Source organism: Turneriella parva DSM 21527, from assembly GCF_000266885.1.
GTDB classification, from domain to species: Bacteria; Spirochaetota; Leptospiria; order Turneriellales; family Turneriellaceae; genus Turneriella; species Turneriella parva.
Genome location: NC_018020.1, coordinates 390,376 through 410,443, shown reverse-complemented (window position 1 = coordinate 410,443; position 20,068 = coordinate 390,376). Strand labels below are relative to the sequence as shown.

19 protein-coding genes are annotated in these 20,068 nt (G+C 54.5%); 12 read left to right on the top strand and 7 right to left on the bottom strand.

Going from position 1 to position 20,068, the window contains the following annotated elements; genetic code table 11:
• Positions 1–2 precede the first annotated feature (2 nt).
• The gene (locus tag TURPA_RS01880) at positions 3–1,379 is read right to left on the bottom strand and encodes an ammonium transporter (protein WP_041948835.1); all 1,377 of its coding nucleotides are present in this window, start codon (positions 1,377–1,379) and stop codon (positions 3–5) included.
• A gap of 428 nt (positions 1,380–1,807) precedes the next feature.
• Between TURPA_RS01880 and TURPA_RS01875 the strand changes: the two genes are divergently transcribed.
• The 5 genes from TURPA_RS01875 to TURPA_RS01855 all read left to right on the top strand — a co-directional run bounded on the left by TURPA_RS01875 (position 1,808) and on the right by TURPA_RS01855 (position 6,714).
• Entirely contained in the window at positions 1,808–3,070 is a 1,263-nt protein-coding gene (locus TURPA_RS01875) for a hypothetical protein (RefSeq protein WP_014801586.1), read from the top strand.
• A 10-nt stretch (positions 3,071–3,080) separates the two neighbouring features.
• The gene (locus tag TURPA_RS01870) at positions 3,081–3,662 is read left to right on the top strand and encodes a DUF6580 family putative transport protein (protein WP_014801585.1); all 582 of its coding nucleotides are present in this window, start codon (positions 3,081–3,083) and stop codon (positions 3,660–3,662) included.
• Between the two features lie 84 nt (positions 3,663–3,746).
• The gene (gene ilvN / locus TURPA_RS01865; RefSeq protein ID WP_014801584.1) at positions 3,747–4,220 is read left to right on the top strand and encodes an acetolactate synthase small subunit; all 474 of its coding nucleotides are present in this window, start codon (positions 3,747–3,749) and stop codon (positions 4,218–4,220) included.
• A complete protein-coding gene (locus TURPA_RS01860; protein ID WP_014801583.1) occupies positions 4,217–5,356 on the top strand; it encodes a hypothetical protein in 1,140 nt (379 codons plus the stop codon). Before ilvN ends, TURPA_RS01860 begins: the two co-directional genes overlap by 4 nt.
• Positions 5,353–6,714, top strand: a complete 1,362-nt coding sequence (locus TURPA_RS01855; protein ID WP_014801582.1) for a hypothetical protein — start codon at positions 5,353–5,355, stop codon at positions 6,712–6,714. Before TURPA_RS01860 ends, TURPA_RS01855 begins: the two co-directional genes overlap by 4 nt.
• A gap of 26 nt (positions 6,715–6,740) precedes the next feature.
• Here the strand turns inward: TURPA_RS01855 and TURPA_RS01850 are convergent, their stop codons facing one another.
• The 4 genes from TURPA_RS01850 to TURPA_RS01830 all read right to left on the bottom strand — a co-directional run bounded on the left by TURPA_RS01850 (position 6,741) and on the right by TURPA_RS01830 (position 11,581).
• On the bottom strand, positions 6,741–7,478 hold the full coding sequence (locus TURPA_RS01850) for a hypothetical protein (protein WP_014801581.1): 738 nt from the start codon (positions 7,476–7,478) through the stop codon (positions 6,741–6,743).
• A 4-nt stretch (positions 7,479–7,482) separates the two neighbouring features.
• Complete coding sequence (locus tag TURPA_RS01845) at positions 7,483–8,997, bottom strand: hypothetical protein (RefSeq protein WP_014801580.1); 1,515 nt, start codon at positions 8,995–8,997, stop codon at positions 7,483–7,485.
• A gap of 69 nt (positions 8,998–9,066) precedes the next feature.
• Positions 9,067–9,900, bottom strand: a complete 834-nt coding sequence (locus TURPA_RS01840) for a hypothetical protein (protein ID WP_014801579.1) — start codon at positions 9,898–9,900, stop codon at positions 9,067–9,069.
• A 538-nt stretch (positions 9,901–10,438) separates the two neighbouring features.
• Positions 10,439–11,581, bottom strand: coding sequence for an acyl-CoA dehydrogenase (locus tag TURPA_RS01830; RefSeq protein WP_014801578.1), 1,143 nt, complete (start codon positions 11,579–11,581; stop codon positions 10,439–10,441).
• Positions 11,582–11,699: 118 nt separating this feature from the next.
• On the opposite strand from TURPA_RS01830, the gene TURPA_RS01825 reads away from it, so the two are divergent.
• Both TURPA_RS01825 and TURPA_RS01820 read left to right on the top strand, forming a co-directional pair.
• On the top strand, positions 11,700–12,062 hold the full coding sequence (locus tag TURPA_RS01825; protein WP_014801577.1) for a hypothetical protein: 363 nt from the start codon (positions 11,700–11,702) through the stop codon (positions 12,060–12,062).
• A 52-nt stretch (positions 12,063–12,114) separates the two neighbouring features.
• The gene (locus tag TURPA_RS01820) at positions 12,115–12,927 is read left to right on the top strand and encodes an enoyl-CoA hydratase-related protein (protein ID WP_014801576.1); all 813 of its coding nucleotides are present in this window, start codon (positions 12,115–12,117) and stop codon (positions 12,925–12,927) included.
• Positions 12,928–12,996: 69 nt separating this feature from the next.
• Here TURPA_RS01820 and icd read toward each other — a convergent pair whose 3' ends face one another.
• Entirely contained in the window at positions 12,997–14,247 is a 1,251-nt protein-coding gene (icd, locus tag TURPA_RS01815; RefSeq protein WP_014801575.1) for an NADP-dependent isocitrate dehydrogenase, read from the bottom strand.
• Between the two features lie 118 nt (positions 14,248–14,365).
• Here icd and TURPA_RS01810 point away from each other — a divergent pair, with 118 nt between their 5' ends.
• The 5 genes from TURPA_RS01810 (at position 14,366) to TURPA_RS01790 (ending at position 19,721) form a co-directional block, all read left to right on the top strand.
• Complete coding sequence (locus tag TURPA_RS01810) at positions 14,366–14,788, top strand: hypothetical protein (RefSeq protein ID WP_014801574.1); 423 nt, start codon at positions 14,366–14,368, stop codon at positions 14,786–14,788.
• Between the two features lies 1 nt (position 14,789).
• Positions 14,790–16,298 carry a NupC/NupG family nucleoside CNT transporter gene (locus tag TURPA_RS01805; RefSeq protein ID WP_217157606.1) on the top strand — a complete coding sequence of 503 codons (1,509 nt, stop codon included), beginning with the start codon at positions 14,790–14,792 and terminating at the stop codon, positions 16,296–16,298.
• Positions 16,299–16,342: 44 nt separating this feature from the next.
• Complete coding sequence (locus TURPA_RS01800) at positions 16,343–17,329, top strand: glycosyltransferase family 9 protein (protein WP_014801572.1); 987 nt, start codon at positions 16,343–16,345, stop codon at positions 17,327–17,329.
• 52 nt (positions 17,330–17,381) lie between these two features.
• Complete coding sequence (gene trpD / locus TURPA_RS01795) at positions 17,382–18,407, top strand: anthranilate phosphoribosyltransferase (protein WP_014801571.1); 1,026 nt, start codon at positions 17,382–17,384, stop codon at positions 18,405–18,407.
• A 90-nt stretch (positions 18,408–18,497) separates the two neighbouring features.
• The gene (locus tag TURPA_RS01790) at positions 18,498–19,721 is read left to right on the top strand and encodes a DUF445 family protein (RefSeq protein ID WP_014801570.1); all 1,224 of its coding nucleotides are present in this window, start codon (positions 18,498–18,500) and stop codon (positions 19,719–19,721) included.
• Positions 19,722–19,737: 16 nt separating this feature from the next.
• Here TURPA_RS01790 and TURPA_RS01785 read toward each other — a convergent pair whose 3' ends face one another.
• Entirely contained in the window at positions 19,738–20,037 is a 300-nt protein-coding gene (locus tag TURPA_RS01785; RefSeq protein WP_014801569.1) for a hypothetical protein, read from the bottom strand.
• Positions 20,038–20,068: the final 31 nt, after the last annotated feature.

The window sequence follows — 20,068 nt, the reverse complement described above, 5'->3', positions numbered from 1 at the left end:
TTTCAAGTCTCTTCTGGATAAGCTTCGATACCGTGCTCAATGATATCAAGGCCTTCAATCTCTTCTGATTCAGGTACGCGTAAGCCGATGAAGGGCATCCATTTCATGAACATAAAGACAAGAAACGAGATCGGGAAAGCCCAGGCGAATGCGACGCCCGCACCGAGAGCCTGAACGCCCAGTTGGCCTGCATCACCGCCATATAAAATTCCTGTGGGGCCGCCGCCGAATTTCGGGTTGGCAAAAAGACCAATCGCGATAGTGCCCCACGCTCCGCAGAAGCCGTGCACTGACACGGCGCCCACAGGGTCGTCGATTTTTAACCAATCGAGCAGCAGCACGCAGTAGACCACGAGAATGCCGGCGACTGCGCCGATCGCGACAGCACCTTTTGCATCCACATTATTGCAGCCGGCCGTGATAGCGACGAGCCCGCCGAGAATACCGTTAACGACCATGCTCACGTCGGGGCGCTTGAAAAGCAACCATGAGGTAACAATTGCCGTCACGCCACCAGCGCAGGCCGCCAGGTTGGTCGTGATCGCGATGATCGCGAAGGTACCGTCTTTGACGACGGCGGTCGAACCCGGGTTGAAGCCGAACCAGCCAAACCAGAGAATGAACATACCGAGCACTGACATGCTCATGTTGTGACCGAGAATCGGCTTCACTTCGTGCCGGCTGCCGAACTTGCCGATTCGGGGCCCGAGTGCGATTGTGCCGGCGAGGCCCATCCAGCCGCCGAGTGAGTGTACGACTGTTGAGCCCGCGAAATCAATAAAGCCCATCTTGGCGAGCCAGCCGGTATTGTTCGTGTCGAGCAGATTCGACCACACCATGCTGCCAAAAAGCGGATAAATGATCGCGCTGCAAACCAGAGAAAAGAAGACGTACGAAATAAATTTCGTTCGCTCGGCCATTGCGCCTGACACAATCGTGGCGGCGGTGCCGGCAAAAACCATCTGAAAAAACAAGAAGCCATAGTTAAATGCGATCGGCTTGCCGTCAGCGCCTTCGAGCAGCTTTTCGAACATAAAAGGTGAACCGAAACCAAAGCCGACGAGCAGATGTGGTCCGAACATCAATGAAAAGCCGATTAGCCAGTACCCGAGAGAACCGACGAGAAAATCAGAAATATTCTTCATCAGAATATTCACTGCGTTCTTCTTGCGCGAGAAGCCTGTCTCGACATAGGCAAAACCCGCCTGCATAAAGAAAACCAAAACGCTCGCAACCACTAACCACAACAGGTCTGTTTCACCGCGCAGCGTTTTAATCGCCTCTTCAGCATTGAATGCGGCAGTCTTGGTTTCTTCTGCGGCGAACACCGAAGTGCCGAGCAGAGTCATCATGAGGATTGCCCAATGTACTACTTTCATAACTTCACCCTGACACTCGCGAGCAATATTCATGCCAATTTTGCGCCTCTGCATCAGCACGCACTGCAAGGGCGAAATTTTCTGTAACGGCTACTGATTTCATTTGTGTTTACGCTCCACCTGATGCATAGAGGTTAACCGACGCGCACGGGTAAATACCCGTGCACGTAAGAGGAAGTCCGGTGAGAATCCGGCGCTGACCCGCAACCGTGTTCGCCGGTATGTAGGGGTAGGTTTAAACCTACCCCTACATACCGGCGTAAGTCGGGAACTCTTGTGCAGGTGGCCCGAGGTAACGGCCGCCAGCCGAAAAAATCTGAGTAAATTTTTTTTGATGCTCAGATTGCGGGCTCCGGGAAACGACGGGGCCGGTTCTCGCAGTGCAACGCTGCGTTGTTCCGTTCTTGTTTTTTCCCCAAGGGGCAAAAATGATTTATCGACACATTCAGCGAGCGGCGTGCTTTACGCTGGTCGCTTTCGCAGCAGCGCATTGCACTGGCAATGCGGGCATTTCAGAAAACGGCTCAGCCGTCTCTGCCGAGGTTTTCACCGGCAGGTTTATCGACGCGCCCGTGCAGGGCGTTGAGTACAGCACGTCGACCCAGCGGGGCATAACCGACGCCGACGGCAACTTCAGATATCAGGCGGGCGAGCAGGTGACTTTCTCGATCGGCAAAACCGTTCTTGGTTCGGGGCCCGCCATCGCGTACATGACACCCGAACATCTTTCGGCATCGGGCACGGGTCTCAGCGACCAGAGTGTCATCAACATGCTTAGATTCTTACAGACCGTCGACAGCGACGGCGTTGCTGAAAATGGCATCGAGATACGCCAGGCTGTGCGCGACCTGCTTGCGGGCACCACGATCAACTTTAACCAGACAGTTTCGGCATTTGATGCTGACGTTGTTGTGAAGGCCGTGGTTCAGGTCTCGCGCGGCTCGGTTGTGCCGTTGGTGAGCGATGCCACGGCGACTGCGAACTTTCTTGGCTACCGGTTTTCGGGTAGCTTTACCGACAACTACGGCGGCAAACATTTTCTGACTGCAGGCACCTGGCAGCTCAAAGACGACTGGACTAACCAGACCGATACGATCACCAAAATAAACGGACAGGCCGGCTATTTTATCGTGCAGAAATCTGCTGCCGATGCGTATAACGCTTCAAAGTTTCAAAAAGTGGTGTATATCTCGAACAGCGACGGTTCTTTTTACACCTGTACGCTCTCGCCTTTCAACAGCAACGACGCCGCAACGGCAGAGGCGATCACTGACAACACGACTAAGACGAACCCGCTGACGGGCGGTTGCTCGGGCTTTTCATGGACGAAACTCAGTCCGGTGAAAAATCCGTTGATCGGCAAATGGCGCGACGCCTATTCGGGCAAACACACAATCTCGGTTTCTAACTGGGTTTCAGACTACGGCACCCCTTCGACCGACGCGATAATCCGCTACAACGCAATCGACGGGTATCTCGTGATTCAGAAATCGGCAAGCGACACGTACAACCCGTCGAAGTACCAGAAGATGATTCTCACCGAATTCAGCGGCTCGTGGTATACCTGTACCGTGAGCCCGTTTGATTCGGCGACGGCCAATGCAGCAGCCGCGATTGCCGACACGACGACGAAGACGAATCCCGCGGCGAGCGGCTGCGGTGGCTTTTCGTGGACGCAGCTTCTGCCATGAGGGCCACCAAATGAAGTCCATAAATCCCCGTTTTTCGGTGCTGGTGACGATTGTGTTCGCGGCTGCCTTTAGCCGCGTCATACCGCACCTGCCGAATCTGTCACCTCTGAACGCCGCAGCACTTTTTGCCGCAGCACATTTTTCGGGTAAAGCTAAGGCCATAGTTTTGCCGCTGGGTGCCGTGTTTCTGAGTGATCTGTTTCTGAATAATGTCACGTACGCTGCCAGCGGCCAACCTTTCGTCTGGTTCTACCCGGGGTTCTACTGGCAATACTCGGCATATGCCGTCATCTCTCTCTTTGGCCTGGCCATCTTTCGTCGCGGTGTGACCGTGGCGCGCACCGTGATCGCGGCACTTGTCGCCGGGCTGATTTTCTTTTCGGTCTCTAATTTCGGCGTATGGGCCGGCGGCGGTCTTTACCCGCCGACGTTCGCGGGTCTGGTCGCGTGTTACGCGGCGGCGTTGCCTTTCTATCAGGGCACACTCATGGGTGATGCGGTATTCGTGACTCTCCTTTTCGGGGGATTTCACATAGCCCAGCGGCATTTTGTGCTGCTTGCTGCGGCTTCACCGAACCTGTCACGGGCCTGACAGCAGGTTTGTTCAGCCGCGGCAACCGCAGCGGAACAAACCAATTATCTTTACGGTCAGTTTCGGCTGCGGTACCTGCCAGTCATGAAGCATGTTCTTTCAGTGCGGGTCAACAATTCTGCCGGTGTTCTGAGCCATGTTACCGGGCTCTTTACCCGGCGTAGCTACAACATCGATTCGCTCTGCGTCGGTGAGACCAATGACCCGCGCTATTCGGTCATTACGCTCGTCATTGACGAAGACGAAGCGATGGTACAGCAGATTACCAAACAACTCTTGAAGCTGATCGACGTCATCGAAATTCAGAATCTTACCGGCGAGGGTTCGGTAAAGCGCGAACTGCTGCTGGCATCTATCGAAATCAAAAAAACCGAGCGCGCCGAAATGCTGATGTTGTCGAGGCTCTTTGAAACGACCGTGATTGAAATGTCAGAATCGGTGATCGTGCTGCAGATGGTCGCAGAACCGCGGCGTGTGACGCACTTTCTCGATGCAATCAAGGGTTTCAAAATTATCCATATGGCGCGCACCGGTGTCGTGGCGCTGGCGCTGCCATGACACGCGGTAAATTTCAGCGATTCCGCTCGATTCTGTGCCTTGCACTGAGTTTGCCGTTGCCGTTTCTGGCTTGCGGTCCGACTCCTGAAAAGTTTATCGAAAAATCGCAGGCCGCGCTGGCGCGTGAAGATTATGACGCCGCGCTGCTGTACATGAAGAATGCGTATGAATTGTCATTGCCAAAAGAGTTTTTTATCACCGCGCGCGATCTTTCATTTTCGCATCTGCGCGCATCGCATGACGGGCAGCGCATACTGTTGGTTGAGAAAAAAAGCCCGAAAAAAGCCTACGAAAACATGCGAATTTACATGATAGACCGACAGAAAGGTTCACAGCAGAAGAATTCGATGCAGGGTAAGATTCGTGACGTGAATTTTTCTCCCGATGGTCTGCAGGCAGTCTTCTTGCAACAGCCGACAGAATCTGTTAAAGACTGCAAGATCTGGTTATGGCAGATATCCGCAAATAAAATGATCGAAGCTGGTGCATCGCATTGTATTACGAAACCCGCCGCCAAGAATGACGGCACGGTCTGGTACATGAAGAACGACCAGATTCATACGTTCGATTCAAAGACCGGCAAAGACAGCCTGTTCAACCGCGGGCAAAAGCCCGAAAAGTCGGCGCGCAAGTTTCCCGCATATGCACATTTTTATGCCGCGCCCGATAACAAAGTGTGGATGATCTACGGGGCCGCAGGCAGCTACCGTCTCTACCAGCTTTCAGACAAGACCAAACTCGTCTCAAAAGATATCGCAGCGAGCCGGCTGTATCTCGTCGCCGAAAGCCGCATACCAGGCGTTTTCGTCGGTGGGGCAGGGGCACAGCAGTTCGTGACGCTTAACCCGAAAGATTCAAAGATCGGCCGGCGCATGAAGGCTAAAGTCTGGGGCGATGCGGCGTTTGTGAACGACCGCCAATATTATTACATCGAAGATGGCGTGCTCGCGTACCGAGACGGTACAAAAGAAGTTGAATTGCCCTTCTGGGCAGAGCAGCTTGCCGTCGGAGTAAAAGACGAACTGCTGTTTTTGTCGTCAACGGGGTCTGCGATGCGCTACGTGCAGAAAATGCCCCCTGCAGAATCTCTCAAAATCTACAACAAGGCCGTCGAAATCGACGACAGTAAATCATGACATACTTCGTATTTGCCCTCATCGTCGCAGCTGCGGCGATCTACCTGTATTTTTCTGAGCTGCGCGTCGCCAAATCCGATGCGCTGCCGGTGAGCGAAAAGCGCCAGCGTCTGCTCGAACGCCAGCATTCGATTCGTCTTTCGCTCAAAGATCTCGAATACGAAACAAGTGTCGGTAAAATGGACCAGCTGACGGCAACGCGCCTGCAGAGTGAACTGCTTGAAGAGTGGCAGGCGATCGAAGCCGAAATGCCGCAGCTGGCAGAAACACCGGCGGTTCAGCAACCGGCCGCGTGCCAGAGCTGCAACACACCGGTCGTTTCAGCCGCTGCGCGCTTCTGCCACGTCTGCGGTGCGCGACTATTGCAGTTACTGCTGTTCGTACTTCTGGTATTCTTCGGCGCACCCTCGCAAACCGAGGCGCTCGACATCAAGGTAACCGTCGAAAACGGTACTGCCGGCTCAGTGCACAAACCACCCCTCAGCGTGCAACTGCTGAAGCTTGAGCAGGGTATGCAGCCAGTTTCAGCTGCAAGCACAGTCGGTGGGGTAACGAAATTCACGGGGCTGCCTGAGATGACCACGGGGCCATATATGGTGCAGACCGTCTACCAGGGCGTCACCTACAGTAAGGTGATTGCACCGAATATGGCGAGCCCGGTATCGGTGAATCTTGAGATTTTCGAAAGCACCGACGCGACCGCCAAATTGCGGGCACGCACACTCGTAGAACTTCGCCGCGTCGAAAAAGACCGGCTCGCAGGCCTCATGATTGTTTACTTTATCAACAGCGATCGCCGCACTTTTCGCGGCGGCCAATCGGGCCTTGAATTCTATTTGCCGCCTGCGGCCACTGTCGCCGAGGCATCGGTATCGGTCGGCAGCGGAGCATCGAACATACAGTGGCTGAAAGTCGCTGCGGCGAAAGGTTCAGTGCCTGGCCAGTACTATGTGGCGCAAAGCGTGAAACCCGGTGAACGTATTCTTCAGGTTGCATTCCAGATGCCTTACAATGAATCGGGCACGCCGTTCGCCTTGCGCACCGTGTACCCACAGGATGCAGGTGTGCAGCTGATCGCCGAGCCGCAGAATCTGGCCATCACCGACGGCGAACGCGAACTTGCGCGCGTTCAGGACAAAAACCTCGGGCGGGGAGTGATTTCTTTTCCCGCAGCGGTCACACGACTGGCGCTAAACCTCAAAGGTGGCGGCGTCGTCCAAGCGCGCGCCGAAGAATCGGCCGAGATTGAAATTAAGTCGCCGCTTGAGTTATGGCAGAAGCTGATTTTCCCGGTAGTGGCCGTTCTGCTGTTCATGGTTGTGGCTTTTCTGCGGCTGCGCCGCAGTGCGGCAGCCTGACTTCCCGAGAGTCGGTGGCGAACCCGTCAGTCCGGGTTCATGAGATCGGCATAATCGTCGTCGCTCATCGGAAAAGCCTGCTCGAGAAAGATCTGAGAGAGAATCTCGAACCGCTCAGGAATCACCTCGCCGGCGCGCTCGGCCTGCTGCCGGTACCGTATCATGAGAAACTCAACGGTCGGGTCTTCGAGTGAGAATTCCAGTTTCAGAGAGTTCAGTTTTCTGACGAGCCAGTTGATGTTGTACGTTGTGTAATCCCCTACGATTTCGAGTGAAACGATCGACGGCTCGAATTTGCGCAGCACCTCGCACGTATAAAGCGCTTTGCGAAATCCGTCGGTTTCGCCTGCCAGGCCGTCTTGAATGCTGCGGCTAAGATTCTCGATGATTCCCATCTGCGGTGAGAGGTAGTCGAGCATGCGCACGAGAAACTGCGGGTACTCATCCATCACCTTCATCAGGTCAATGGGTTCATTCAGATTCTTGAAATGTTCGAGCACCATACGTGCATTGTCGTTGCGTGGCTCAGGGTCGTAGAGCGGAACGTACAGGTACTTTACCTGATAGGCAAACCGGCTCTCTTTCGGGATATAATATTCAATCGTAACGGGTTCTTTGTAGTAGTTATCTGATTCAACGCTCGCGATCTTGGGTACTGTCTCAATCGCCTTGAGCACAGCGACATTTTCGGTAATAACGCGCGTGCCCCCTGACCTTTTGGTCAGAAGATTTTTCATCATGCGCCGCGAAACGAGGCCTGACATAGTTTCAGAGGATTCGCGCTGTGGTGCCCGCGGTGTAAAGCTCGATCGCGCCGGTTTTCGCCGATTTGTCAAGCAGGTTAGAAAGCGTTTTCAGCACATGCTGCGGCGACCCGGTCGTCGCGGAGTCTTCAATGAGGCCTGCATGCACCCTTCGACCGAGATTTCGGTAAGATGCAACAAGCTGTGTTATGGCGCGTTTGGCATTACCCGACGATACCTTTTCGCCGGCGAAAACGATGAGCAGGGTATCTTCAGCGCCGCGGGCAATCGTCGGTGCAGCCTCAGCAGCAAAAAATTCGCGCATGACACGTATCGCCGTGCGCGCCGTCTTTTGTGATGCGATGCCCTCAGCGTCTTTGTCGCCGAACCTAAGGGCGGCAGTGGCGAACGCCATGCCCCCAAGAAGTTTTTCTTTCAGCGTGAAGATTGCATAAGGATTACTATAAAGACCCGTTTCGGCGTCGATAATCGAATTTTCATAATAGTGTTCTACGAGCAGCGGGCGGGTGCTGCGCCTGGCGTAGTCGCTGATACGCTCGAGCGAGTCTGTTGCCGGCGCAGCGTCGGCATTCGCAAAGCGCATCACGAAGCAGCTGAGCGGCACGGCATCATCGCCGCCGAAAAAATACCATTCGCTGCGATCGGGCGATTGGCGAAACCAGCGGTTCGAGTCTTCGCGTTGCAGGTTCTGCGGTGGCAATTGCATGGCGCCGCCCCTCACCAGAATGCTGCCCCTGAGTTCGAGCACTCCCGACCAGTTCTCGCCGGCGTCGGCTTTCTGGCGCGCGCAAAAACTTACCGACAGCGCGCCCGAAATTGCTTTGAGGTGCGCCAGCGTTTCGCGTATGTGGCTTTCGGCAATAATGCCGGGTCTCAGCTGCCACGCATTCGCGGGCGTGCGCACCCTGGGGGCCGCCTGTTGCAGGCTTTTCGGCTCAGTGTATTTGGGCACACCAGTCTTCACAGGTTTCGCCAATCTGAACGTTGGCATCGTGCCAGAGATCAGGTAGTGGTAGCCTGCAAGTATCGCGAGGCCCAAAAGAATATAGAGGGGAATCACATAGTGCAGCGCCATGTCGTGGCTCATGCGGCTCAGATACTCGCTGATGAGCATGCGTTCGAGATTCAAAGACACGATGCGCAGTTTTCTGCGTTTACTCTCCCACGAATGCAGTTTGTAGCCGGTAAAGGGTGAAGCCTCGATATCAAAAGCGCGGGTTTCGAGAAACGCTTTATACGTCTGCGGGGGCATGCGGCGCGAGTCGTACATGGCACCGAGAAAAGCACCGCGAAGATCGGTGATCTTGAGCGCGGCGGCGTGGGGGTTCTCTTTAAAGACATTCGGCAGGTTGTCGACGAGCTGCGACATACCAAAATGTGACGCCGCGACGAGCGTGATCTGCTCATCGACAGCGTCTTTGCTGAAACGCGACGTTTGCCAGTAGTGCGTAAAAAGCACCGCGACTCCCGCGAGAATCCAGCCGGCAAGGATAAGGGAATAACGCTTAGAATAAGCCATTGCTCCCTTAGAATATCGGCCTGAAGAGCGGTAAACTTGGGCAAAAGCAGTCGGTTACCGGTGCGCCTGCTAGAAATAGTAGAAGCAGCTCAGATACATCTGGTACAGGTGGCGGGCCCGCGAGGTGAGTGGAACATCCACACCGGCACGCAGCGCCAGCGAGTCACCGAGAGCGGTGCGAAATGCCAGTGCGAAGTCGACGAACGTCTTGTCGCCCTGCGCGTCATGCCCCAAAACCTGCCGCCACAGTGCCCCGGCTTCTGCCGAATAGCGGCTATACCAGGTGTACCCGCCCATGAGGCGCGCCATGAGTTCGGTATCTGTATGCGGATTCACATAGAGCACAGGGCTCGCTACACCGTGGCTATGGTGACCCAGCGTCTGCTGAAAACCCAGCTGTGCGGCAAAACGCCAGTCGCCCGTCTGCTGCCACAGATTCATGTAGGGTATCGCCATGAAATGGTCAGCGCCGAGCCCCTTGTCGTGATTGCCGGTCGGGGTTTCGAGCTGGCTGCCCACCGAGAACCGCGTACCGGGCCGGGTAAAAACATACACTTCGCCGAAGAGCGTCGTGTTGCCTAAACCCCATGTTTCGCCTGCCGGGCCCGAAAGATAGATCAGCGGCAGAATACCGCCCGCGCGAAAATAGCGGTGCTCGATAACCGCCGTGACACTGTTCTGCAGATAGCTGCCCTTGCCACCGATGTCAAAACTCGCGTAGCGCGTTTCGAGACCCAGCTGCGATGGCAGCACACCTGTACCCGCGAGCGCCCTCTCGTTGAGCCCCCCGGCAACTGGCAGGGGGCAAACACCCATGCCGCAGCTCGCCGATGCCGTAGTAGGATTCAGCAAAGCGGTGAATACAACCACTGCAATTGCAAATATTTTAGAAAAGTAATACATAAAATCTCCTCAAGATGAATAATTGATTTCTGTTACCGACAGATTTAGCCGCAGACGGCTTTGCCGTGTGCGATCAACATGAGTCGGCTTAGGCCTGACAGTTTCCTTTTTCAGAAAACTGTTGGTGAAAATCTGGCCTTGAGTGAACAATTATCCGGGAGGTACCGGTGGTGAAAGAGAATGCGACGTGGGTGAATGCAAACCCATGGGCAGATGACGTGAAACTGCCACCAGCCCCCGAATTAATTTACAGTCAGGTGACGATGAGACCAGCTTCTCAAACTGCGGGGCATGCGCGACGACATCGTCTGATTCACAGCTGCTGTCTGCCGTGGTGATACGAATTCTCGTCTTTTTCTTCTTGTTACAACCGCACGGACAGGGCTTCGTGCGTTCGATCTTCTGGCGCGTATGCTGGCAATGAAAGAATGCGTTGTGATTTTGGTGCGCGACCGATTCGGCGAAACTGCTGAAACTTGCCAGACTGACGAAAACGAGAAGAGTTGCCCAGACGCGTTTCACGAATGGGCCGCTTTTTTCATCCGAGCAGAATTTTGCTGATGGTCATGAGCTGCATGAAGCTCGTGCCCTCGTAAATTTTGCCGATTTTGGCGTCACGGTAAAGTTTCTCTACCGGGTAGTCTTTCACGAAGCCATAACCGCCGAAGCATTCGACCGCGAGCGAAGCAACGCGCTCTGCTACCTGGCTTGAATGGTACTTGGCCATAGCCGCTTCTTTCACGAAGTCTTTGCCAGCGTCTTTAAGGCGCGCGGCATTATAGACCATAAGTTTCGAAGTCTCGACGTCGATCGCCATTTGCGCGAGCTGAAACTGCATGCCCTGAAATGTCGCGATGGGCTTACCGAACTGGTTTCGGGTTTTGACGTATTCAACCGCGTGGTTCAGCGCCGCTTCGGCAAGGCCTACCATCTGTGCGCCGATGCCGATTCGGCCTTCGTTGAGCGTTTCGATCGCAACTTTATAACCTTTGCCTTCTTCACCGAGCAGGTTTTCGAGCGGCACTTCGCAGTCTTCGAGCACGAGCTCACAGGTCGACGATGCCCGAATACCAAGTTTGTTTTCTTTTTTCGAAACGGAAAAACCTTTGAAGCCGCGTTCGACGATAAACGCAGTAATGCCTTTATAGCCCGCTTCTGGGTTCAGGTTCGCGATTATAATGAAGATATCTGCTTCACCTGCGTTGGTAATCCACAGTTTTTGGCCGTTCAGAATGTATTTGCCGTCTTTTTTAACGGCTTTGGTCTTTAGCGCAAATGCATCTGACCCCGAAGAACTCTCTGAAAGACAGTACGAACCAACTTTGCCCGTAGCGAGCTGCGGCAGGTATTTCTTTTTGAGCGCGTCTGAACCCCAGCGCATGAACGCATTGTTTACGAGTGTGTTCTGCACGTCGACCATCACGCCGACCGAAGGGTCAACCTGTGAGATCGCCTGAACGGCGAGAATCGCCGTGAAAAACGAGGCTTCTGAGCCTTCGAGGCTCTGCGGCACTTCAATGCCCATGAGGCCCATTTCAAAGAGCTTCTTGACGATGTCTTTATTGACCTGTTGCGCTTCGTCCATCGCCGTGACGTGCGGGGTGATTTCTTTTTTCGCGAAGTCTTTTATCGCGTCAAAGTAAGATTGTTCTTCGTCTGAAAGAATGGTGAGGGCTGACATGGGTAAAAGTCAGGGCGCACGACAGTCTGAAAAGGAATATAGGCCTGAAACCTGACCGGCTGTGGCCAATTAGATTTTTCAGTCGGCGGCCAGTGGCCTCTTTCTAAAAGGCCCCGTTATGGCATTTGCACAGAAACTAACGCGTTCGGGCGCATTCTATATTGTCCGCGACGGCGACCCGCTGGTGGCACGGCGTGTGCGCAAATTGCCGATGCGGGGGCTGTTTCGCATTTTGTTTCCCCTGAGCATCATACGTATTCACCGCCCGGCCACCGACGCAAAGGTGTCGATTTTGCCCGATGCCGCAGGTTGGCTCGTTCTGGCGATTGCTGCAGGTGGCGTCGCTGTCGAATTTCTGATGCCTCGAAATAAGTTTCCCCGGGAATACCCTGCCATATTTCCGTTCGCGTTTGCGGCCGCATATCTGTTCAATCTGCTGCTCGACCTGTACCTGACCCACAAAGCCATAAAAAACCTATAGAGTCGAATTCGCGCGCCGCTTGCCTGTACGTGGCGGCGCGGGCAAATGGTTTATGACAACGAAGCCGGTTCTCACACAGATACACTCCACCGAAGGCGGCAAGATATACCAGATTACGATGAACCGCCCCGAGGTGCATAACGCTGTTAACGGCGAAATGGCAAAATACCTCAGCGAAGCATGGCAAAAATTTCGGGACGACGATGCGCTGGTCGTCGCCGTCTTACACGGTGCGGGCGATAAATCGTTCTGCGCAGGGGCCGATCTGACGGCACTCGGCGAACTCGCGCAATTGGGCGAGGGCATGACCCCGCAGGCAATCGAACGATATGCGATGAACGATGCTGGCCCATTGGGTGGCAGCCGCATTGTGCAGCAGAAGCCGGTCATCACGGTGAGCCACGGGTATACATATGCAGGGGGGCTCGAGCTCTTCTGCCACGGGCACATTCGCATCGCCGAGCCGCAGGCGCTGTTTTCGGTGGCCTGCCGGCGGTGGGGAGTTCCCCTCGTCGACGGGGGTACCGTCTATTTGCCCCGGCTGCTGAATTGGGGCGCTGCGCTGCCGCTGATTATCACCGGTCAGCGTATTCGCGCGCAGCGTGCTTACGAGATCGGCCTCGTGTGGGAGCTCGCGAAAAAAGGCAAAGGACTCGACCGCGCGCTTAAAGTAGCGGCACAAATATGCCAGTCGCCGCGCGATGCGCTCATCGCCGATCTTTCATCGGCACTCAACGGATCTCACCTGCCGCTCAGCGAAGCGCTCAGGCTTGAGGCGCGCAATTTGCATCCGGTAGCGACGAGTGAGAGCATGAAGAAGGGCGTTGAGCGGTTTAACAAGGGTGAAAGATTTTGGGCAATCTAGCGGTCGCTTCGAGCGCCTCAGCGACCGCGTGTCACGCCAATCGCACCCTGAGGCGCTCGAAGGGGGCGATCAAAGGTTTTCAATTACGGCATCAGCAAACTCAGAACACTTGATTTCTTTCGCGCCTTCCATCAGGCGCGCGAAGTCATACGTGACGGTTTTCTGCGCAATAGTTTTTGAAAGTGCCGCGATAATCATGTCTGCTGCTTCTTTCCACCCGAGATAGCGCAGCATCATTTCTCCCGAAAGAATGACCGATGAGGGGTTCACTTTGTCGAGACCTGCGTACTTGGGCGCGGTGCCATGCGTGGCTTCAAAAATAGCGCAGCCGTTCTGGTAATTGATGTTGGCGCCGGGTGCAATGCCGATGCCGCCCACCTGCGCCGCGAGTGCGTCAGAGAGGTAGTCGCCGTTCAGGTTGAGCGTCGCGACAACGTCATAGTCTTTCGGGCGCAACAGAATCTGCTGCAAGAATGAATCGGCGATTGCATCTTTTATCAGAATTTTTCCGGCCGGCGGGTTGCCGCCGCATTCATCCCACGAGACGGTTTCGTTCGCGAAGTATTTCTTGGCGGTTTCATAGCCCCATTTACAGAAGTAACCTTCGGTGAACTTCATGATGTTGCCTTTATGCACCAGCGTCACCGACCGGCGTTTGTTCTGAATCGCGTATTCAATCGCTGCCTTGACGAGGCGCTCCGTACCTTCGCGCGATACGGGCTTAATGCCAAAAGACGCAGTCGCCGGAAACCGCACCTTGCCCAGCAGCTCTGATTCTTCAAGCATTTTGATAATCTTCTTGGCTCCGTCGCTCGCTGGTTCAAACTCGATGCCCGCGTAGATGTCTTCAGTATTCTCACGAAAGATAGTCATGTCGACATCTTCGGGTCGCTTCACCGGCGATGGCACGCCGCTGAAATATTGCACGGGTCGCAGGCACACATAGAGATCGAGCATTTGCCGCAGCGCCACGTTGATCGAGCGAATACCTCCGCCGACCGGGGTAGTCATGGGCCCTTTGATCGCAATTTTGAACTCTTCGATTGCCCTCAGTGTCTCGTCGGGAAGCCAGGTATTGGGGCCATATACCAAGTTGGATTTCTCACCGGCATAAACCTCTAGCCAGTGAATGGCTTTGGCGCCCTGATATGCCTTCGCCACTGCCGCGTCGAGCACGCGCACACTGGCTCTCCAGATATCGGGGCCGGTGCCATCGCCCTCAATATAGGGAATTATGGGCTGGTCGGGTACTTTGAGTCTGCCTTTTTCCATGGTGATTTTCTCACCCTGGTCAGGCAGCTGAATCTTATCGTACGCCATCGGGTGTAGAACTGAACACAGCGTGTGGCTGTAAATCTAAACGGGGCCACAATTCAGGTTTAAGTGTGCGCTCTGCACAAAATTCTTGCCACCGCGTTACGCGCGGCGACTCGTCGCTATGCCCAAGATTCCCGTAAATCTTTATGTCATTCATCTCGCGATGATGCTGGCCCCGGCGATGTTCGCCGCTGTTACTTTCTTCATTATTCTGCCCGATGTCAAAGACGCTGCGATCGAAAAGCAAGATTTGCTGGTTTTTCAGACGGTGGCGGCCGCGATGGCAGTCATTGGCGTGGGCATGTCACAGCTCATACCGCGGTTTGTTATGCGTGGCGAGAAGAATGTGCCGCTGCAAAAATATATCACCATGAAAATCGTGCAATGGGCGCTGCTCGAAGGGTCAGCAATGTTCATCGGCGTGGTCTTTTTTCTCAGCCATGAAAAAAATATGCTGATACCGCTCGGCATTCTTATCGCGCTGATGGCCTTTATGCGGCCGACCGTCGAAGAAATGCAACGGCACAATGTTGGCGGCCAGTAGCGTGCAGCTGGCAAACCTCACCGGTCTTGCAGGCATCGCGGCGGTTATCGCAACCTGTTACGCGCTTTCAGCTACGCGCAACCGAATCGACTGGCGAACCGTAATCTGGGGGCTGGTGCTGCAGATTGCCTTTGCGGTGCTCATCATCAGGGGTGAGACTATCGCGCGACTTTTCGACCTATTTCTTCCCGGTGCACAGAGTGTTTATCTCATCGCTATTCTCTTACAGTTGGCAGTTCTCTTCGTTGTCGCGCGTTATATTGCGCCGCTGGCCGCTCGCACGCCGATGCTCTGGGTGCGGCGAATTGTACTCGCCGAAATCGTGATATATGCGCTGAAGTTTAACGTCGTCGGCGCTCTTTTTGACGCGCTAAAAAATGGCGCCGAACAGGTGTTGAAATATTCATCTACCGGCGCGGCATTTGTGTTTGGGGTGTTCGGCTCAGAAGAAGGAATGCGCTCTGCTTTCAGCACGGCACTCGGCGATAAGACGGCGTCGGTGGCCTTCGTATTTGCGTTTCAGGTTTTACCGACGATTATCTTCGTCGCATCGATCTTCTCGGTTCTTTATTACCTCGGTGTCATGCAGCCGATTATACGCGCCATCGCCGGGTTTATGAGCCGGTTTATGCGCGCTTCTGGGGCAGAAACTCTCGATGTTGCGGCGAATATTTTTATGGGCCAGACCGAAGCGCCATTGACGATTAAACCTTACCTTGCAAATCTCACGCGCTCAGAGCTTTTTACGTTGATGGTTTCTGGCATGTGCCACTGCAGCGCCGGCATTCTGGTCGTTTATGTTTCGGTTGCGGGTGTCGATATGCGCCACCTGATGGCCTCGGTCATCATGACTGCACCCGGGGCGATCATGCTCTCAAAGATGGTGATTCCCGAAACGGGCACGCCTGAGACCGCGAAGAACGGTGCAAAGACGCACAGCGAGGCAAGCGACACCAACGGCCCGGTCAATGTCATCGACGCTGCGGCACGCGGCGCGTCAGAAGGTTTGCTGCTTGCGGCCAATGTCGCTGCCATGCTGATCGCGTTTATCGCGCTCATTGCGCTGATGAACGGTATCTGGTCGTCGCTGCGCGACCTGGCGATTGCGCACACGACGGGCTCATTGCAACAGGTCGTCACTGCGGTTCCCCTCACCATTCAACAGCTTTTGGGATATGCCTTTGCGCCTGTGGCATTCATCACCGGTGTACCCTGGGGCGAAGCGGTGCAGGTGGGTAACCTGCTCGGCACCCGCATCGTGCTCAATGAATTTGTCGCTTACATAGAACTCGGCAAGATTAAAGCGCTGCTTTCACCCAAATCATTCATGATTTCAACCTACCTGCTTTGTGGTTTCGGCAGCCTGACTTCGATCGCAATTATGGCCGGCGGTGTTGGTGCGCTCGTGCCATCGCGCCGGGCCGAACTCGCGGCTCTGGGGCTAAAGGCTGTTCTGATAGGCGTCATGTCTAACATTCTGGCTGCGTCCATCGCTGGAGTGCTGTTTTAGGCTCTCAATGCAGCGCAAGCTACCCTAAAACAGCCAGGGAAACCATGCAAAGACTACTCATTATTTCAAAAAAATCCTTGGGCGATATCATATTGCAGACCGGCGTCATTCAGGCGCTCAAAGAAGCACACCCCCGCATGCAGATTACCGTTGCCTGCGACGCGCGTAACGCTTCTGCTGTGCAAAAACACCCCGACGTTGCTGAGGTATTGCCGCTGACTTTGAAGGGCGAACAAGCAGCCGGATTTCTAGGTGTTCTGAAAGCCATTCGCCACAAGCGGTTCGACGCCGTGCTCACATTTGGCCGTGACTCGCAGGCATGCCTTTGGGGCTTTCTGGCACGAATCAAGATTCGCGTCGGCGTGCGCAATCAACCGCTGAAGTTTTTACTCACGCGCACCGCAATCGAGCACGCAACCGAAGTGAACTCGTTCGAATACTATCACAAACTCGGGGCGCTCGTCTCACCACAGCTCAAGATGCAATACCCGGTGATCGGCGTCGAAAAGCAAGAGGTCTCGCGCCTGCGTAACCAGCTCTTTAAGCTGCGCCTGTCGCGCCGGTTTATCATATGGCATATAGGGGCAAGCATTGAAGAGAAGCGGTATCCGGTTTTTCAGATTATCGAGACGCTGCGTCTGTTCAAGAAGAAGCGCATTATCCACCCCGTGCTTTTCGCAGCGGGGCCGGGCGACGAAGCTTTCATTGCAGAGCTCGAGACCGCTGTGAACAACAGCGACCTGAAATCAATGAAAGTCTTCTTTGCCGACGAAATTGATTTCAGCGCAACCGCGGCTCTGTTCACTTTGGCGCACCTCGTCATTTGTAATGACGCCGCCCCTCGCCATGTTGCCGCAGCGATCGGCAAGAAGAGCCTGACACTGATGCCCCGCCACCGCAAGCACAGCTGGCAGGTTTATGGCGAAGCGCAGAAAGCGTATTTTCTCTTTTCAGACGTGCCGATTGAATCGCGGGCCGTCGACACGGTCGAACCCGCCGAACTTGCAGGCATGATTCGCAGACTGATTTGAGAGAATTATATTGGTTTTCGCCGCACCGCGGCGAAAACTAATTAACCCAGTCATGGAATTCAAAAACCTACTCGAAGAGCTTTTAGCAGGGCAAAACCTGCCTGCCGATCAGATAACCTGGCTCATCTCAGAGACTATGCATGGCCGTTTGACAATGGCGCAGATCGCAGCGTGGCTCGTGGCACTGCGCACAAAAGGCGAGACCCCCGAAGAAATTGCCGCCTGTGCAAAAACTATGCGCCAAATGGCGACACCGATCAAGAAAGATGAGCTACCTGAACTTTTTATCGATACCTGCGGCACGGGCGGCGACCGCTCACACCTGATCAATATTTCGACCCTTGTCGCGTTGACACTGGCATCGACGGGCGTTCCCGTTGCCAAGCACGGTAACCGCGCCGTCTCGTCGTCATCAGGTTCGGCCGACGTGCTCGAAGCAATCGGCTACCCACTTGAAGAAGACCCGCAGCGCATTGCAGCGAGACTCAGGCGCACGAATTTCGCGTTCTTCTTCGCACCGCTCTACCACCCGGCCATGAAGCATGCGGGCCCTGTGCGGCGTGAGCTCGGCGTGCGCACCGTGTTTAATGTATTGGGGCCGTTATCGAACCCGGCGGCCGCGCCGGTGCAGCTGATGGGTGTTTATGCAAGGGAACTGCTCGTGCCGGTCGCCGAGACGTTGAAACTTCTGGGACTCAAGGCGGCGCTCGTCGTGCACTCCGATGACGGGCTCGATGAAATATCGCCCCTCGCACCGACCCACTATGCACTTTTGCAATCCGGCAAAATCACAACGGGTATCTTTCAGCCGCCACCGCAGAAATATCTGTCGTCGCTCGATGCGCTGCGGGCAGATACAAAAGAAAAATCGCTCACCGACTTTCGCGCCGTATTGACCGGCCAGAATACGGCGGGGGTATATATGACGGCGCTCAACGCTGCCTTTGCGCGCAAACTCTTCGCAGCCGCAGCCAAGGCAGACGGCAATCCCGAGATTCTGCCTTCACCCGATGAAATCGTCACCGAGTTCAGCCATATCGCGAGCGGCGCGCTCGCCGATTTTTCGGTCTTTCCTTAGACGGCGGTTAGCGGCAACGCCGCGGTGCGATCGATGGCCGCCATCAATGAAAACGCTCGACCTTGACGCGTTTACCTATAGCCTGTCCTGATGCAAGAATGGATTCACGCCCATAAAGAACTGCTCGTCTACGCGAGCATGCCCGTCACGAGCGCATTCGTCGGCTGGCTGACAAACTGGATAGCGATCAAGATGACATTCTATCCCCTGACATTCTGGGGAATACCGCCTTTTCTCGGCTGGCAGGGTATTATACCGCGCAAGGCGCACAAGATGGCGTCAAAGTCAGTCGAACTCATGACGACCAAACTCATTAAAGTCGAAGAAATTTTCGATAAGGTGAAGCCGCATGAGATGGCGCTCGAACTTGCAGAGCCGATGAAAAAGGTGACGCATGAACTCGTCGACGAAGTCGGCCGCTCGGCCAACCAGACAGTGTGGGATCTCACACCGGGCGCGGTGCGCGAGCAGATTGCGAAGCAAGTCAACAAAGAAACCGGCCCCTTGCTCGAAGGGTCAATTAAAGAAATCAAACGCAACATTCTTGCGGTTTTTGACCTGAAGAGCCTCGTCATCAAAAACCTCACCGGCAAAAATGTGGTTCTGCTCAACGAAATGTTTATGCGCTGCGGCAAGAAAGAATTTACGTTTATTGCGCTCAGTGGCATCTACTTTGGTTTCCCATTTGGCATTATTCAGATGGCGCAGTGGTATTTTTACCAGGCGCCCTGGACTGTGCCGATTGTCGGCGTGATCGTCGGCTATTACACAAACTGGCTGGCGCTCAAGATGATCTTTCGCCCGCTGCGCGAGCAAAAAATTCTTGGGTTGGTAAAATACCAGGGCCTGTTTCTCAAGCGCCAGAAAGAAGTTTCAAAAGAATATGCCGACATTGTCGCGAACAAAATTCTCTCACCGCACCAGGTGCTCGAAAACTTCATCTATGGCCGCGCGGCTGAAGCATTCTTCAGCGTCATTCAATCCAATGTAATTCGCGCTCTGGCCAAGATCGAAGGGCTGGCGCAGCCGATCATGAGTTTTGCCGTCGGTTCAGAGAAATACGAATTTCTCAAGTCCCTGATCGTGCGCCGAATCAACGAAGCCGTGCCCAAGTATGCGATGAAAGTTGAGGGCTATCTCGGTAATGCGATGGATCTCGAAAACACGCTCTACGAGCGCCTCAGCAATCTGCCGCCAGAAGACTTTGAAGAACTGCTGCGCACGGCATTTCAAGAAGACGAATGGATTCTGATTCTCGTCGGCTCGGCGCTCGGCTTTGCCGTTGGTTTGATCCAGATGCTGTTTATACTTTGAAGCGGGCGTGCCCGCCTCAAAGTAGCTTATAGAGCACCGCTTTATACTCGCCCGATATTTCTGAGACAAAAGGCTCGTATTTTGTCTTATGGTGCACCGATGATTGCAAAATGCGCGCAATATCGGCGCCTTTGTCTTTGAGCAGTACCTCAAGCTTTTTAGCCAGCAGCTCTTTGATCTCGTCGTAACTCGCCGCATCGATACGGTCGTGGTCGCCTTCGTTATAGCTGACCTCCCACCGAATGACGAACTCTACCGTTTCAACTTCTTCGATATTGTCTGGCATACCCAAACGTGAAAAATAGACCTGCTGCATGCTCGCGTGAAACGGCAGCCCATTGCGCCGT

Coding starts and splice junctions, on each gene's coding strand:
- TURPA_RS01850 (WP_014801581.1), bottom strand. CDS start 7,478: ATGTCAGGCCTCGTTTCGCGGCGCATGATGAAAAATCTTCTGACCAAA.
- ilvN (WP_014801584.1), top strand. CDS start 3,747: ATGAAGCATGTTCTTTCAGTGCGGGTCAACAATTCTGCCGGTGTTCTG.
- TURPA_RS01830 (WP_014801578.1), bottom strand. CDS start 11,581: ATGTCAGCCCTCACCATTCTTTCAGACGAAGAACAATCTTACTTTGAC.
- TURPA_RS01810 (WP_014801574.1), top strand. CDS start 14,366: ATGCCCAAGATTCCCGTAAATCTTTATGTCATTCATCTCGCGATGATG.
- TURPA_RS01845 (WP_014801580.1), bottom strand. CDS start 8,997: ATGGCTTATTCTAAGCGTTATTCCCTTATCCTTGCCGGCTGGATTCTC.
- TURPA_RS01875 (WP_014801586.1), top strand. CDS start 1,808: ATGATTTATCGACACATTCAGCGAGCGGCGTGCTTTACGCTGGTCGCT.
- TURPA_RS01855 (WP_014801582.1), top strand. CDS start 5,353: ATGACATACTTCGTATTTGCCCTCATCGTCGCAGCTGCGGCGATCTAC.
- TURPA_RS01820 (WP_014801576.1), top strand. CDS start 12,115: ATGACAACGAAGCCGGTTCTCACACAGATACACTCCACCGAAGGCGGC.
- TURPA_RS01880 (WP_041948835.1), bottom strand. CDS start 1,379: ATGAAAGTAGTACATTGGGCAATCCTCATGATGACTCTGCTCGGCACT.
- TURPA_RS01840 (WP_014801579.1), bottom strand. CDS start 9,900: ATGTATTACTTTTCTAAAATATTTGCAATTGCAGTGGTTGTATTCACC.
- icd (WP_014801575.1), bottom strand. CDS start 14,247: ATGGCGTACGATAAGATTCAGCTGCCTGACCAGGGTGAGAAAATCACC.
- TURPA_RS01785 (WP_014801569.1), bottom strand. CDS start 20,037: ATGCAGCAGGTCTATTTTTCACGTTTGGGTATGCCAGACAATATCGAA.
- TURPA_RS01825 (WP_014801577.1), top strand. CDS start 11,700: ATGGCATTTGCACAGAAACTAACGCGTTCGGGCGCATTCTATATTGTC.
- TURPA_RS01870 (WP_014801585.1), top strand. CDS start 3,081: ATGAAGTCCATAAATCCCCGTTTTTCGGTGCTGGTGACGATTGTGTTC.
- TURPA_RS01790 (WP_014801570.1), top strand. CDS start 18,498: ATGCAAGAATGGATTCACGCCCATAAAGAACTGCTCGTCTACGCGAGC.
- TURPA_RS01860 (WP_014801583.1), top strand. CDS start 4,217: ATGACACGCGGTAAATTTCAGCGATTCCGCTCGATTCTGTGCCTTGCA.
- TURPA_RS01800 (WP_014801572.1), top strand. CDS start 16,343: ATGCAAAGACTACTCATTATTTCAAAAAAATCCTTGGGCGATATCATA.
- trpD (WP_014801571.1), top strand. CDS start 17,382: ATGGAATTCAAAAACCTACTCGAAGAGCTTTTAGCAGGGCAAAACCTG.